Below are 14,664 nucleotides of genomic sequence, written 5' to 3'. Positions count from 1 at the left end.
AACCTGACCTGAGGGCTGAAACGTCTAAATATTGATGCGATGTGGCGTCAGATCGACATGTGTCGTGCGCGGGCACCGCGTTCAATGGCAGCGGCATGAAGCCGGTCGATGTTGAGCTCATAGCGGATTTCTTCAAGAAGACGCAGTTCGGATTCTTGCAAAGTGCCATCCGCGGCGGCCACATCACAGGCGAGCGCATAGGCGGTTTCGAACAAACGCTCGGGCAAGTCATTGCGAACCATACCGAAAAGCGCGTCCAACCCGTCTTCTTGTCCAAAAAGCTCGAACACCAACACGGACATTTCGCGGACGCGATCCGCGTCGTAGTTGGCGAAAACCGGTAAGTTGTTCACAGCCGAATCGATTTTGACCAATTCTGCGGTTCGGACGTTCTCATCCGAGGCGGAAATGGCAATCATTACTGCAACAAGGCAGTCCTGTGGACTAAGAGGATGTGGGGCATCAGACATAAAACCGGCCTTTCAAATATGCGGCGTTGCGGCGCAATTTATTGACCTGAGGGCGCAGGGGCAATAGGAAGCGGTCCGCAACCCTCAATTCAGGAGAATCTGATGTCCGATCTGCGCGACGCGGCGATGAATACTAAGGCCTGGCCCTTTGAAGAAGCACGCCGTCTGCTCAAACGGTACGAAAAGAAGCCACCTGAAAAGGGCTACGTGTTGTTTGAAACCGGCTATGGGCCGTCTGGATTGCCACATATCGGCACCTTTGGTGAGGTCGCCCGGACGACCATGATCCGCCGTGCCTTTGAGGTGATCAGCGATATTCCGACGCGTTTGATTTGTTTCTCGGACGATTTGGATGGCATGCGCAAAGTGCCCGGCAACCTTCCCAACCAAGACATGTTGGCCGAAAACTTGCAAAAGCCGTTGACCCAAGTGCCCGATCCATTTGGCACCCATGACAGCTTTGGCGATCACAACAACGCCATGCTGCGTCGGTTCTTGGACACGTTTGGGTTTGAGTATGAATTCATCTCGGCGACCGAGTTTTACCAGAGCGGCCAGTTTGATGAGATTCTGCTGCGGGCCTGTGAACGTTATGATGACGTGATGAAAATCATGCTCAAATCGCTACGTGATGAGCGGGCCGCGACCTATTCGATATTCTTGCCGATCCACCCGGAAACCGGGCGGGTTTTGTACGTACCGATGAAAAACGTTGATGCGGCCAAGGGCGAGATCACCTTTGACGACGAAGACGGCAAGGAGTGGACGTTGCCGGTGACCGGTGGCAACGTCAAGTTGCAATGGAAGCCGGACTTTGGCGCGCGCTGGGCGGCTCTTGGCGTTGATTTCGAAATGTATGGCAAGGACCACAGCACCAACACGCCAATTTATGACGGTATTTGTCGGGTGCTGGGCGTGAAGCCACCTGAGCATTTCACCTATGAGTTGTTCTTGGACGACAAAGGTCAGAAGATTTCGAAATCGTCTGGCAACGGGATTTCGATTGATGAATGGCTAACCTATGCCAGCACCGAAAGCCTCAGCTACTTTATGTACCAAAAGCCAAAAACGGCTAAGCGTATGTATTTTGACGTTATTCCAAAGGCGATGGACGAATACCATCAGCAGTTGCGTGCCTATCCGACCCAAGAGCTTAAGGCGCAGGTCAACAACCCAGTATGGCACATCCATAACGGGAATGTTCCCGAGTCAAAAATGGTTGTGCCGTTCTCGATGTTGCTGAACCTTGCTTCGGCCGCCGGTGCAGAAGACAAGGATGCGATGTGGGGCTTTATCCGTCGTTATGCGCCGGATGCGACGCCAGAAACCCATCCTGATCTGGATGCCGCTGCGGGCTTTGCGGTCAAGTACTATGAGGACTTTGTCAAACCTTCCAAGGTCTTCCGCGCCCCGGATGAGCAAGAGCGCAAGGCGATCGAAGACTTGGCAGAACGGCTTCGCTCCTATGATGGTGAGGTTAGTGACGAAGCCTTGCAAACCCTCGTTTTCGCGGTGGGCAAAGAGCATGAGTTCGACCCGCTGCGCAACTGGTTCAAAGCGTTGTACGAAGTGCTTCTTGGCCAAAGCCAAGGGCCGCGTTTTGGTGGTTTCATCGCGCTCTATGGCGTGACTGAAACCGTGGCTTTGATCGAAAAGGGCTTGGCGGGCGAACTGGGCTAGTAGCCGGCACCACCAACCCAATCGGTACAAAATACTGGCGAAATCGGACATATTTCCGGTTTCGCCTTTTTCGTTTCGACCGTCATTTGCGCCCTGATTTGATCTGACGACCAAAAGGCCTAGTTTTTTGAGCAGATGAGGAGGAATTCAAATGCGCAGTTTAATCTTTGCTTTGACCTTGATGGGGATCGGTGGTGTGGCCGTCGGACAAGACGCGCAAACCCGCAATCCAGGCATTGAAAACACCATTGAACAGCAAATCGAGGCCTTTCAGGTTGATGACTTTGCCAAGGCGTTTGAGTACGCCAGCCCGACTATTCAGAGTCTGTTTGGAACTTCTGAAAACTTTGGGGTGATGGTCCAGAACGGGTATCCGATGGTGTGGCGACCCAAGGATGTGCGTTTTGGAGAGTTGCGTCAAATCGAAGGAAACCTGTGGCAACAGGTGATTGTGACCGATCACGCCGAACAGGTTTTTGCCCTTGATTACATGATGATCGAGGTCAAAGGAGACTGGCGCATTGCCGCGGTACAGATGATCCCGCCGCCCGAAGTGGCGGTTTAACCACCGCGTTGCGCGCAAAGCAGAAACAGCGCGCGGTGCGGTTTCAGACCGTTAAGACCCCATTGATATTTCCCTTTCTCGATCGGGCCAGAGTGGCCTCTTGTGACGAAAGGGTACAGCATGAACAAGGCGATTACCGACGGCGTGGTCTTTATGCCTCCTGCATTTTCAGCGGGCAATCTGGGGCAATGGTCCCGTGGCGATGGGGTACCGGGATCGGACACCTATGCAAGCTTGGCCACTGCGGCCTTTGTTCCGGCCGATCAGGACTTTGGCGGATGTCTTGAAATTGTCAAAACGGAAGGCACACAAAAGCTCCGCTTTATGGGGCGCACACCGATTTTGCCGGGCTGCTATTTGCGTGTCACCGCGCGTGTCAAAGCCATTTCCGGCAGCTTGCCAAGCGTGCGTATCGCCGGGTGGGCGGGCGACGACAATGATGATGCGGTGACCGGGGTCACAACCCGCGGTGATAGCACCGATCTGACGACTTATGGGGACGTTGTAGAAGTCAGCGCCATTGTCGGCATTGGATCACGCAATGGCGTCGATATGATCTGGGGCACCGAGGCTGAATATGGGCATTTCGGCATTGATTTGACCGGCCTAAACGGTGGTGTTGTCCGCGTTGATGACATCGTCATCGAAGATGTGACCAGCGTCTTTTTGCGCGACATGATGAATTGGGTCGATGTGCGTGACTTTGGCGCGATTGGCAACGGGTCAACCAACGACAGCGCCGCCTTTGAAGCGGCTGATCAGGCGGCGAATGGCCGTCGTATTCTGGTATCAAACGGCACGTATCGGCTGAATGACTCGGTGACTTTGGACAGCCGGGTGCAGTTCGAAGGTCAGGTAACGATGCCTGATGATGCGGTTTTGTCGCTGACCAAAGATTTCAGCCTGCCGACCTATATTGATGCCTTTGGGGGCGACGAGGAAACCGCGTTTAAGAAGGCGCTCCAGTCGTTGATGAACAACGCGGACCATGAAAGCCTTGATCTTGGCGGGCGTCGTGTGTCGGTTAGCGCCCCAATTGATGTGCAAGCGGCGGTTCCAAACCGGACAACCTATGCGCAACGCCGTGTGATCCGAAATGGTCAGCTGCGTGCCGAAAGCTCTGGCAATTGGGCCCCAACCGTTGTCACCAGCCAAGCCCGCTATGCGGCAAGCAACCCGTGGCGTTTGACCAATGTGTCCAACATTGCCAACGTTCAGGTTGGATCTCTGGTTGAAGCCAGTGATGGCGTCGGGCGCGAAATCTATGTGAAACAGGTCAATGTTGCAGCCCAGGAAATCACCCTGTCGCAACCTTTGTCGCGGGCGGAAGGCACGCAGAACTACACGTTCACCCGTTTCAAATATATGCTGGATTTCACCGGTTTTGATCGTCTGAACGTCTTTGAATTGGAAGGCATTGAATTCCAATGTGGTGAAGAGGCCTCGGGGCTTATCTTGCCGCGCTTGGGCACGGTAAACGTTGTGCGCAACTGTGTTTTCAACCGTCCGGGCAATCGTGGGATCACGTCAATCGGTGATGGTTGTCAGGGTATCTTGATTGATCATTGTCAGTTCATCAGCCACGAAGGTGGTGCTGCTCCGCAAGACCGCCATACGGTTGCGATCAACGCCAACGCCAATGACGTGAAAATCCGTAATTGCCGGGCCTCGCAGTTCCGTCATTTCGCCGTACTCAGCGGCACGCATACGATCATCACCGGCAACCACTTTTTCCAAGGGGGTGGGGCAGGCATCAATGCGCCGCGTACGGCGGGTATCGTTATTGCGGTTCGGGCGTGCAATACGCAGATCAGCGGCAATTACATCGACAACTGCTTTGTCGAATGGACCAACGAACGGGAGCCAGAGCCGAACCATACCGGCGGATTTGGTTTTGCGGGTCTGTCGATCACCAACAATGTCATGCTGTGTTCCGAGGTGAGCCAGTGGTTCAGCTCGATTGTTTGGAAGCCTTTTGGCACCGGGCACATCATCAATGGTTTGAACGTGAGCGGCAATACCTTCCGCTGTGTGGGTGGTACGATCTACCGGGCCGAACGCATTGATACATCCGAAGGTGCGGTGCTGAAGGGGAGCATGAAAGCGATCCATTTCTCGGGCAATACCTATCACAATATCGAGTCAGGCGCATCTAATCCTTTGCTTATCAAGCATTCGCAAAACAGTGCTGAATCGGTGTGGGAGATCGAAACGGACAATCGTCTGCCATTTGAAGGCTATGCCAAGGAAGTCGAAAGCTTGGTAAGCCGCTCGCGTCCACGCAATGCGTCCAACGTGACTCGCAACCACTTCCCCTATGCGAGTGTTCAGCAGGGGGGGCAACAGGACCGCATTCACGTCGTGTGGCCCGAACCCATGCTGGGCGATGTGACGGTCAACATCCGCATGGATAAATAAGCACTGGCCTAGGTGTTGGTGCGGCCGGGTCCCTTTGGGGGCTCGGCCTTTTTTATGGGCCCAGATCGTCGGCGCTCAGCACAAAGGCTTTGCCAAATCCACCGTTTAAAAAGGCCCGCGTGACCGTGAAATGCAAGAACGAAAAATCGCCAAACCCGATATAAAGTTTGGCCTTGGGGTAAAGCGAAAGGTAATGGGCTGCGGTGTCCGCATGGGCCGGATCGCCGTGGCGGATGAAACTGGCTGTGGCTTGCAGGCTAAGTCGAGGATGGGTCAGAGGATCGCCTTTGTCGCCGGGTTCCCCAAGCATCAAAGCACAGGCGGGGTTGGACTTGAGCGCTTGGGTATGTGCGCTCAGGTCGGAAACCAAGGACAGCGGCAAACCATCAAGGCCCGGCACGCTGGCGATCCGCGTAACCATGGGAAGGCCATCGCCATCTGTTACGGCCAAGGCCCCAAATCGAGCCGTTTGGATCAGATCACAGGCAAGGGCACGGGCCTCGGCATCGGTCGGGCGAATAGGATCGGTCATGGATAAATCCTAGCGGCATCCGGCCCCAACAGCCATTAGAATTCGGTCCAAAAGCCCAGTTTCAATCCCATGGATGAATCCCCTGTCAAACCATATGTCGCGCCGGTTTCCAGCTTGATCCGTTTGTGGACGGGAAACACGACCGAAGGAGCGATGCGGGCAAAGGCGGGATCGCCATGTTGAATGCCGGTTTGCAGTTGCATGATCAATTTGCGGTCTTTGGCAAGGTTGCGGCCCCAAGTGAAGTCGACCTTGTAGTCTGAAACACCCGTATCCGCCCGCATTTCCATAAAACTTTCGATCCCGATCCAGCCTTTCTTGAGGCCCCATCCAATCGAAAGACCGGGGCGAACCACGCGGTCACCAGAGATTTGACCAAGGCCAAATTGCAACGCTACCTTCGGGCCTGTGTCTTGATTCCGAAGAGGAAACTGAACGAAACCGATGGCCTTTCCGTCACCTGAAACAGAATTTCCGAGGTCAAAGCCAAGGGTGACCTTGTCGGTCAATCCGTATTCAAAATAGGCGGTTCGGTATTGATCGGTTGGATCATTAGATATCCAATGCGTCACATCTTGAGGCCAGCCGAGACGCACGGACATGCTAAAAAAGCTGCTTCCCTTTTCACGCGGCCATGCTCCGGCCTGCACGAAAGACGCGCAGAGGCAAAAGGCGATGGTGAAAAGGCAACGAAAAAGCATGGGTCCTGACCTGATAAAGGTAAATTATGGCTTCACAATGGTTAAGACGCGATTAATCGCCCCAGCCGACGGGGGTGGCTTTTACGTTTCTGCAGGTGCAAAGTGACCCAGAGGCACTTTGGGGGAAGACACATGCCAGGACATGTTATTACGGTTGCCCAGCAAAAAGGCGGCAGTGGCAAAACCACATTGGCGGCGCATCTGGCCTTGGGGTTTCGCGATCAAGGAAAACGCGTTGCTTTGGTTGATCTTGATCCGCAAGGCAGTTTGGGCCGTTGGTACATGACGCGGATGGAGCGCGACCCCGCGTTGTGCACCGACTTAGATTTCACCACATCCTCGGCTTGGGGAATTTCGCTTGAGTGCCGCAAGTTGGGGGCCAGCAATGATGTGGTCATCATCGACACCCCACCCAAAGCCGATAGCGATCTGCGCCCGGCGCTGCGGGTTGCTGATTTGGTGGTTGTGCCCGTCGCGGCAAGCCATGTTGACCTCTGGGCCACCGAAGGGGTGCTTGATCTGGCCAACCGTGAAAACCGCGACACGCTTTTGGTGATGAACCGCACCCGAACGGGCACGCGGTTGGGCACCGAAGTCGCCGCCGCCGCCCAAGAGCTTGGGGCCAATGTCGCCAAGTCCGGATTGGCCAACCGCGTTGGATTCGCCGAAACCATGGGGCAGGGGCGGGGCGTTACCGAAGCGGGCAAGTCCGCGGCGCGCGACGAAGTGCTGAGCCTGACGGCAGAGGTGGCGGAGTTGCTGGCAACGCGTTAAAGGGTCTCTCAAAGGAGAGCCACCATGACCGATCTTGCCGAACTGGCCAACCTGATCCGCGCCGATTCCGCCGCGCGCGGTCAAACCGTCTCAAAGCTGGGTTATTTCTGTGCGCCGTTTCGCCCGGCGTCCGGGGTGTTTTCTGACAAGGTCATCAAGGTCTATCGCGGCCTGTCCGACACCGGCGAACTGGACAGGCTCAAATCCTGTCATGACGACTATGTCCAAGCGATGTACGATTCGGGCGTCGGCCTTCCCGAAACCGATTTTCATTTGTTGGACTTGGATGGCATTCGCGCCCCGGTGATTGTGCAACAGGCGCTTCCTGCCGATAGCATGATGCGCCCGCTGATGATGTCGCAGCCGCTTGATGACACTCTGGTGATGATGGAAGCCGCCGGTGATGTGATCTCGACCTTTTGGCATTGGGCGCAGACCTGTGAAAGTCGCATCGGCTTTCACCCGTCGATCCGCAATTTCGCCTATGTCGATGGGCGCGCGGTGTTCTTCGACACCTTCCCGCCGCTGATCCATTATTCACGCGATGAGATGGGCAAGATGCTTTTGACCTTTTCCGACAGCCGGTTGATGCGTGTTGTCGGACCGTTTTTCCAAAACAAAGTCACCGGCATCCAAGATGAATGGTATTCACCGCCCGAAACTCTGGTTGGGTTGGTTGGCTCGGCTTGCCGTTTGCGTCCGGATGATGCGCAGGCCTATCTGACGTGGGGGCGCGATTTTGCCCAGCGTCGGATGCAGCCTTGGTTGGATGAGACCTTGGAGGGGCTTCAGCAACCGCCCCGCCTTCCGGGCTATTGGACCGGCTTTCGCAAGCTTTTGGGCCTTCAGGGTGAACCCAACATCTGATCTGGGTGCCACAAATTCCGTGCACGGAATTTGGTACCGCGCGTGGTTAGCCCGGCGCTACGAGCGATAGCCCGTGCTCAGTGAACTTGCGTGGGATCGTCTTGCCGTTGAAACTGTGAGTGCAACAGGGGCATTGTGGGGTGATGCGTTCGGCGGTGATTGTCGGGTCTACAACGGCCAAGAGACCGCCAGCGTCCACAAAAAGACCGCTATAGTAGCTACTTTCGCCGGTTCGCACCACGTCGCGCTGGTCTTTTGGGTGCTCAGCCACCAGCCAAAAAATCGGCTCAGGTTTGTCCAATCTTGACACCGCTTCGGCGTAGACCGAGTCCCATGGCGTGCCTACTCGGGAGAGCAGAAACCGGAAGAGGGGCGTGTAATCTAGTCCATGGCGTTGGCCTGAATGCATCGATTTTTGTGCGCCGGACTTGGTGCCACGTTCATAGGCAGCACGTTGACCGGACCCATGATGTACCCCGTGGGTCCGGGTGTTGACCTTGCGATAGAGCGGGGATTTCTCCCCGCGCTGTCGGCTTTTAGACAATTTTAATACCGGCTTTTTCGATGTCGGCCAAGAACCCGGCCAGACCTTTGTCGGTCAGAACGTGGTTTGCCATGGCTTTGATGACGGCGGGTGGCGCGGTGGCCACGTCAGCACCGATTTTGGCGCATTCGCTCATGTGGTTGGCGGTGCGGATCGACGCGGCGAGGATCTGGGTGTCAAAGCCGTAGTTGTCATAGATGGTGCGGATGTCTTCGATCAGCTCAAGACCATCGATGTTGATGTCATCCAAACGACCGATGAAGGGCGAGATGAAAGTCGCGCCGGCTTTGGCCGCCAAAAGCGCTTGGTTGGCCGAGAAGCACAGGGTCACGTTGACCATTTTTCCCTCATCCGACAGCACTTTACAGGCTTTCAACCCGTCCCACGTCAGCGGCACTTTGACGGCGATGTTGTCGGCGATCTCGGCGAGCTTGCGGCCCTCGGCGATCATGGCATCGGCGTCAAGCGCGACAACCTCGGCGGACACCGGGCCGTCGACCATGTCACAAATCTCTTTGGTCACTTCAAGAATGTCGCGGCCAGATTTGGCAATCAGCGACGGGTTGGTGGTCACACCGTCCACCATACCAAGAGCGTTGAGCTCGGCGATGGCGTCGACTTCGGCGGTATCTACAAAGAATTTCATTGCGGGGGGCCCTCCAGGCGAAGCTTGGCAATTGATCGCCGGTGTCTTACCTCAGGAAGGGCGGCACAGGAAGCCTCATTGTCGGGTCAATGGTGGCGCTAACGGAATTTGGAGTGTGATGCAGGGTTTTTACGAGGAAAACGCGCTGGTCTCGGTACAGACCACGCAACCGCTTGATCGGTTGTTGGATTACCGTGCGCCCGAGGGGGGCTGCCATCAGGGGGCCTTTGTCGAAGTGCCGCTTGGTCCACGCAAGGTGATTGGCGTGGTGTGGGGTCCGGGGCAGGGCAACTTCGACTATTCCAAAATCCGGCAGGTCATTCGTGTGCTCGATGTTGCACCGATGCGCGAGGAAATGCGCGCGTTTTTGGAACGCTGCGGGGCTTATACGTTGACTCCGATGAACGCGATGCTGCGGCTGGCGACCCGCGCGCCGGGGCTTGGCGACCCGCCCTCGATGCAAAAGGTGTACCGTTTGGGCGAGGGGGAGCCACCGCGCATGACCGACGCGCGTCGTCGTGTGCTTGACGCTTGCGGCGAGATGGGTGGCTTGTCTTTGACCCTCAAGGAGCTGGCTGAGGCCGCCGGGGTGACCACATCCGTGGTCAAAGGATTGGTGAAATCCGGTGCAGTGCGCGAAGAGCAAACACCGCGTGACACGGGATTTCCGGTCTTGGACCCGGAACACGGCGGCAAAGAGCTTACCGCTGATCAACACGCCGCGGCCGAAGCCTTGCAACAGGGGCAGGCATCGCACGCCTATAACACGGTGTTGCTAAAGGGGGTGACCGGCTCGGGCAAGACCGAGGTCTATCTTGAGGCGGTGGCAGAGGCGTTGCGACAGGGGCGTCAGGCGCTTGTCCTATTGCCGGAAATCGCCCTGACGGCGGAGTTCCTAACCCGGATCGAAGCGCGCTTTGGCGCGAAACCCGCCGAATGGCATTCCGGTGTGACCATGACTGAACGCCGCCGGGTGTGGCGGATGGTGGCGCAGGGCCATGCGCAGGTTGTTGTTGGGGCGCGATCGGCGCTGTTCTTGCCGTTCCAACGGCTTGGCCTTGTCGTCGTCGATGAGGAGCACGACACGTCCTACAAACAGGACGACGGGGTGTTGTACAATGCCCGCGACATGGCGGTGTTGCGCGCCTCAATCCTTGGGGCGCAGGTTGTTTTGGCCTCGGCCACGCCGAGCCTTGAAAGCTGGAACAATGCCGAGGCGGGGAAATACAAACGGGTGATTTTGAGTTCGCGTTATGGGCCAGCTGTTTTGCCTGAGATGCGCACCATTGATATGCGACGCGAAGACTTGCCGTCGAACCGCTGGATATCCCCGAGTTTACAGCGAGCAGTTGCCACGCGGATTGAGCGCAAGGAGCAATCCCTGCTTTTCCTCAACCGCCGTGGATATGCGCCGGTGACGCTATGTCGGGCCTGTGGCCAGCAGATAGGCTGTGACGATTGTGATGCGCGGATGGTGGAACACCGGTTCCTCAAACGTCTGGTGTGTCACCAATGTGGTGAAACCAAACCGATGCCCGACAAATGCCCGTCTTGCGAGGCCGAAGACCGGCTGGCCCCGGTTGGCCCGGGAGTCGAGCGATTGGCAGAAGAGGCCCAAGAGCTTTTCCCCGAGGCCCGGATAGCGGTTTTGTCGTCGGACCTTTATGGCACTGCGCGTGAGCTAAAGGGCCAGATCGAGGCGATTGCGGCCGGGGCGGCGGACATTATCATCGGCACACAGCTTGTGGCCAAGGGGCATAACTTTCCCTTGCTGACGTTGGTCGGGGTGATTGATTCTGATTTGGGCTTGCAAGGGTCGGATTTGCGCGCAGCGGAGCGGACCTTTCAATTGATGCGGCAAGTTGCAGGGCGTGCCGGTCGGGCGGAAAAGCCCGGCACGGCGCTTTTGCAAACCTTTCAACCCGAACATCCGGTGATCCGCGCGATTCTGGCCGGGGATGAAGAGGCGTTTTGGAAAGCGGAGCTTGATGAACGTCGGGCAGCGACAATGCCACCATTTGGCCGATTGGCGGGGATCATTTTGTCGGGAGAAGATCCGGCGAAGGTGTTTGACCTCGGCAATCATCTGGCCCGCAACGATGCGCCCTTGCGACGCGTTGGAGCAACGATTTATGGGCCGGCCCCCGCGCCAATTGCCCGCGTTCGGGGGCGGCACCGGGTTCGGATGTTGGTCAAGGCCCCAAAGGATGTGATGTTGCAACATGCGCTGGCGGAATGGGCGGGGCAAGTGCAGCTCAAGGGCGACTTGCGGCTATCAATCGATATTGACCCACAAAGCTTCTTTTGACGCGACGTTTCGCAGCCGGTGCGGGCATGGCCCGCCAACGAAATACAGCGTTCAGGCCACGCAGGCCTTGGGGGCGAACCCCCAAACCCCGTTTCCCTTGCGGCAATCGGGGCGTCGAGGTCACAAAGGGCGGACAAACGGATAGGATACCTTGTTTGTCGCACCCGGCGGCTCTACATCAGCGGACATGAGACGCTGGATCCCATTTTTGAAAAATCACCCTGAGGTGGCCGTTGTGCGCCTGCAGGGGGCAATTGGCGCATCAGGTCGTGGCAGCCTGAGCGACCGTTCCGTGGCAAGCCTTTTGGAGAAAGCGTTCAAACGCAAACCCGATGCGGTGGCGTTGGAAATCAATTCTCCCGGTGGGTCACCGGTGCAAAGCGCCTTGATCGGCGCACGTATTCGCAGATTGGCCGAGGAAAACGACGTGCCTGTGTTCGCCTTTGTCGAAGATGTGGCGGCGTCGGGGGGCTATTGGCTGGCCTCGGCGGCAGATGAAATTATCGCCGATAGTTGTTCGATCCTTGGGTCAATTGGGGTGATTTCATCGGGCTTTGGCGCGCATGTTTTTCTGCAACGTCAAGGGTTTGAGCGGCGTGTCCACACGGCGGGTAAATCCAAAAGCATGATGGACCCGTTCAAGCCCGAGACCGAAGAAGATGTCGCGCGTTTGAACAAGTTGCTTGGTGAGTTGCATGAACAATTCATCGCTCAGGTGCGCGAGCGCCGGGGCGACAAGCTTGCCGATAATCCGGATTTGTTCACGGGCGAGGTCTGGATCGGCCAATCGGCTGTGGAACAAGGCTTGGCCGACGGGATCGGGCATCTGGTGCCAACGATGAAAGACCGCTTTGGTGACAAGGTGCAATTGCGCCGGTTGGAACAGAAAAAGCCGCTTGTGCCGCGTATCGGCATTCAGGCAATGCAAGGTGCCATCACAGAAGTTGAGGAACGCGCCTTGTTTGCACGGTTTGGTCTCTAAACATGCTGGTCAAGATTGTTTCAATCTTTTTGGTGTTTATAGCCATTCTCGCCATGTTTGGACGTCTGCGGTTTCCCGGTCAAGACCGGTTGAAATCGGCGAAATGCCCCCGCTGCGGGCGCTTTAAGATTGGTCGTGGTCCGTGTGACTGTGGCAAGGGAAAGGGCTGACATGGTCTTTGTCTATGCGGTTTTAGGGTTGCTGATCCTGCTGTTGGCTGGGGACGCGCTTGTCAAAGGTGCGGTCAACCTAAGTCTGAGGGTCGGGATTCCCGCATTGATCGTCAGCTTGACGATTGTGGCTTTTGGCACCTCTGCGCCCGAACTCCTGATTTCGGTTCAGGCGGCATTAGAGGGCGTGCCCGGTATTGCGCTGGGCAATGTGATTGGCTCCAACACCGCAAATGTCCTTTTGGTTTTGGGGGTGCCCGCCCTCATAACAGTGATGCACACCAGCCAATGCGACACCCGCAAAAGCTATGGCTTGATGATGGCCTCGACGGTTTTGTTCATCGCGTTGGCGTTTCGCGGCGTCTTTGACTGGATCGCCGGCTTGGTCTTGTTGACCGTTTTGACACTGATCCTTGGTGACGCGATCCGTGACGCCCTAAAACATCGCCGCGAAGGTAAATGTGACGAAGAGCTTGAAGAACCCGAAGGCGCGGATCCTGAAATGCGCTGGTGGAAGATTTGTTTGTTCTTGGCGCTGGGCTTGATTGGTCTGCCACTTGGTGCCGATCTTTTGGTGGATAGTGCGACAGAGATCGCCGAAATGTTTGGCGTACCTGACACGGTGATCGGCTTGACCCTTGTGGCGCTTGGCACATCCTTGCCAGAGCTGGCGACAACTGTCATGGCGGCCATCCGCAAACAGGCGGACGTGGCCATCGGCAACGTCATCGGTTCGAACATGTTCAACCTGTTGGCGATTATTGGCGTGGCCTCGTTCATCGCACCTATGCCGGTCGATCCGAACCTGTTGCGCTTTGACATTTGGGTCATGCTGGCGTCATCGGTGTTGTTGATCCCGTTCGTGATCTTCAAGTTGGATTTGAACCGCATCTGGGGCGTCATTCTTTCCGCGCTTTATGTGGGCTATATTCTGCTTGTCCTGACCTAGGGAGGCCGAGATGCAGGCATTGGTAACCGGTGCAGGGCGACGATTGGGCCGGGCAATGGCGCTGTATCTGGCGGGCCGTGGCTTTGATGTTGCGGTGCACTATGCTGGGTCTGAGGTAGAGGCCTTGGACACAGTTGCAGAGATCAAGGCCTTGGGGCGACGCGCTGTGGCACTGCAGGCTGATCTTTTGGTCGAAGCCGAGATGCAGACCCTTGTTTCGCGCGCCTGCGATGCGTTGGGCGGACCGTTGACCGTGTTGGTTAACAATGCCTCGGTTTTTGAATATGACAACATTCGCAGTGCCGACAGGGTGAGCTGGGACCGCCATTTTGAGAGCAACCTGCGTGCGCCATTTGTGTTGATCCAGACGTTTGAGCAACAAGTGCCTGAGCCGAAACTGGATGACATGGGGGAACCGGTTGCGGGCGGATTGGTGGTCAATATGCTTGACCAGCGGGTGCGCAAGCTCACCCCGGAGTTCATGAGCTACACCCTTGCTAAGATGGGGCTTTGGGCGCTGACCCAGACCTCGGCCCAAGCGCTGGCACCACGGGTGCGGGTGAATGCCATCGGACCAGGGCCGACGTTGCAAGGGGCCCGACAAAGCGCGGAGCACTTTGACAATCAGCGGGCCAATACGGTTTTAAAACGTGGGTCGAACCCCTCTGATATTACCGCCGCCTTGGGGTATTTTCTCGATGCGCCGGGTGTCACCGGGCAGTTGCTTTGTACCGACGGTGGTCAGCACCTTGGCTGGCAAACACCGGACATTCAGGGCGTCGAATGACATAGCCGAGTTGCAAGTTTTGCACTGGTCACGCGGGTGTTACGAAAGCGTTACAAATTTCTTAATGTAGTCAATGACTTGACCGGCAATAAGAAATTACTCATTTAAAATCAAAGCGTTAACAGTTTGCCTAAAAAGTAGGCACATGTCAAAAAACCCCCAAAAACAACGGAAATTTGCGTATACACAGAATTCACCTACAGACTTATCCACAGAAACGGTGGATGTATTAACGCTTGAATCAAAGCGCTTTGCATTGCAGCCAAAGAAT

General features: G+C 56.3%; 14 protein-coding genes. 9 read left to right on the top strand and 5 right to left on the bottom strand.

All coding sequences use genetic code 11. The features are described 5' to 3' along the window. Window positions 1-47 precede the first annotated feature (47 nt). On the bottom strand, window positions 48-470 hold the full coding sequence (locus AC5EFR_RS17275) for a tellurite resistance TerB family protein (RefSeq protein ID WP_493577005.1): 423 nt from the start codon (window positions 468-470) through the stop codon (window positions 48-50). Window positions 471-572: 102 nt separating this feature from the next. Between AC5EFR_RS17275 and AC5EFR_RS17270 the strand changes: the two genes are divergently transcribed. The 3 genes from AC5EFR_RS17270 to AC5EFR_RS17260 all read left to right on the top strand — a co-directional run bounded on the left by AC5EFR_RS17270 (window position 573) and on the right by AC5EFR_RS17260 (window position 5,133). Next, entirely contained in the window at window positions 573-2,150 is a 1,578-nt protein-coding gene (locus tag AC5EFR_RS17270; protein ID WP_299929380.1) for a lysine--tRNA ligase, read from the top strand. 151 nt (window positions 2,151-2,301) lie between these two features. Next, window positions 2,302-2,715: a DUF4864 domain-containing protein gene (locus tag AC5EFR_RS17265; protein WP_493577004.1), complete on the top strand. Its 414-nt coding sequence runs from the start codon at window positions 2,302-2,304 to the stop codon at window positions 2,713-2,715. Between the two features lie 120 nt (window positions 2,716-2,835). Beyond that, on the top strand, window positions 2,836-5,133 hold the full coding sequence (locus tag AC5EFR_RS17260) for a right-handed parallel beta-helix repeat-containing protein (RefSeq protein WP_493577003.1): 2,298 nt from the start codon (window positions 2,836-2,838) through the stop codon (window positions 5,131-5,133). Window positions 5,134-5,185: 52 nt separating this feature from the next. Here AC5EFR_RS17260 and AC5EFR_RS17255 read toward each other — a convergent pair whose 3' ends face one another. After that, window positions 5,186-5,665: a HugZ family pyridoxamine 5'-phosphate oxidase gene (locus tag AC5EFR_RS17255; protein WP_493577002.1), complete on the bottom strand. Its 480-nt coding sequence runs from the start codon at window positions 5,663-5,665 to the stop codon at window positions 5,186-5,188. A gap of 35 nt (window positions 5,666-5,700) precedes the next feature. After that, window positions 5,701-6,267 carry a hypothetical protein gene (locus AC5EFR_RS17250; protein WP_493577001.1) on the bottom strand — a complete coding sequence of 189 codons (567 nt, stop codon included), beginning with the start codon at window positions 6,265-6,267 and terminating at the stop codon, window positions 5,701-5,703. A gap of 231 nt (window positions 6,268-6,498) precedes the next feature. Here AC5EFR_RS17250 and parA point away from each other — a divergent pair, with 231 nt between their 5' ends. Next, window positions 6,499-7,140: a ParA family partition ATPase gene (gene parA, locus AC5EFR_RS17245; protein ID WP_493577000.1), complete on the top strand. Its 642-nt coding sequence runs from the start codon at window positions 6,499-6,501 to the stop codon at window positions 7,138-7,140. A gap of 24 nt (window positions 7,141-7,164) precedes the next feature. Then, on the top strand, window positions 7,165-8,007 hold the full coding sequence (locus AC5EFR_RS17240) for a DUF6206 family protein (protein WP_493576999.1): 843 nt from the start codon (window positions 7,165-7,167) through the stop codon (window positions 8,005-8,007). 46 nt (window positions 8,008-8,053) lie between these two features. Here the strand turns inward: AC5EFR_RS17240 and AC5EFR_RS17235 are convergent, their stop codons facing one another. Next, entirely contained in the window at window positions 8,054-8,551 is a 498-nt protein-coding gene (locus tag AC5EFR_RS17235; RefSeq protein ID WP_493576998.1) for a hypothetical protein, read from the bottom strand. Then, the gene (gene fsa / locus AC5EFR_RS17230) at window positions 8,544-9,197 is read right to left on the bottom strand and encodes a fructose-6-phosphate aldolase (protein WP_493576997.1); all 654 of its coding nucleotides are present in this window, start codon (window positions 9,195-9,197) and stop codon (window positions 8,544-8,546) included. Before fsa ends, AC5EFR_RS17235 begins: the two co-directional genes overlap by 8 nt. A 118-nt stretch (window positions 9,198-9,315) precedes the next feature. Here fsa and AC5EFR_RS17225 point away from each other — a divergent pair, with 118 nt between their 5' ends. From AC5EFR_RS17225 to AC5EFR_RS17210, 4 genes are all read left to right on the top strand, one after another. Next, the gene (locus tag AC5EFR_RS17225) at window positions 9,316-11,505 is read left to right on the top strand and encodes a primosomal protein N' (protein ID WP_493576996.1); all 2,190 of its coding nucleotides are present in this window, start codon (window positions 9,316-9,318) and stop codon (window positions 11,503-11,505) included. A 187-nt stretch (window positions 11,506-11,692) separates the two neighbouring features. Next, window positions 11,693-12,487: a S49 family peptidase gene (locus tag AC5EFR_RS17220; RefSeq protein ID WP_493576995.1), complete on the top strand. Its 795-nt coding sequence runs from the start codon at window positions 11,693-11,695 to the stop codon at window positions 12,485-12,487. 171 nt (window positions 12,488-12,658) lie between these two features. Then, entirely contained in the window at window positions 12,659-13,606 is a 948-nt protein-coding gene (locus AC5EFR_RS17215; RefSeq protein ID WP_493576994.1) for a calcium/sodium antiporter, read from the top strand. 10 nt (window positions 13,607-13,616) lie between these two features. Next, complete coding sequence (locus AC5EFR_RS17210; protein WP_493576993.1) at window positions 13,617-14,393, top strand: SDR family oxidoreductase; 777 nt, start codon at window positions 13,617-13,619, stop codon at window positions 14,391-14,393. The last annotated feature ends 271 nt before the right edge of the window (window positions 14,394-14,664 follow it).

Source organism: Pelagimonas sp., assembly GCF_058892305.1.
This window is presented reverse-complemented; position numbering and strand designations above follow the sequence as displayed.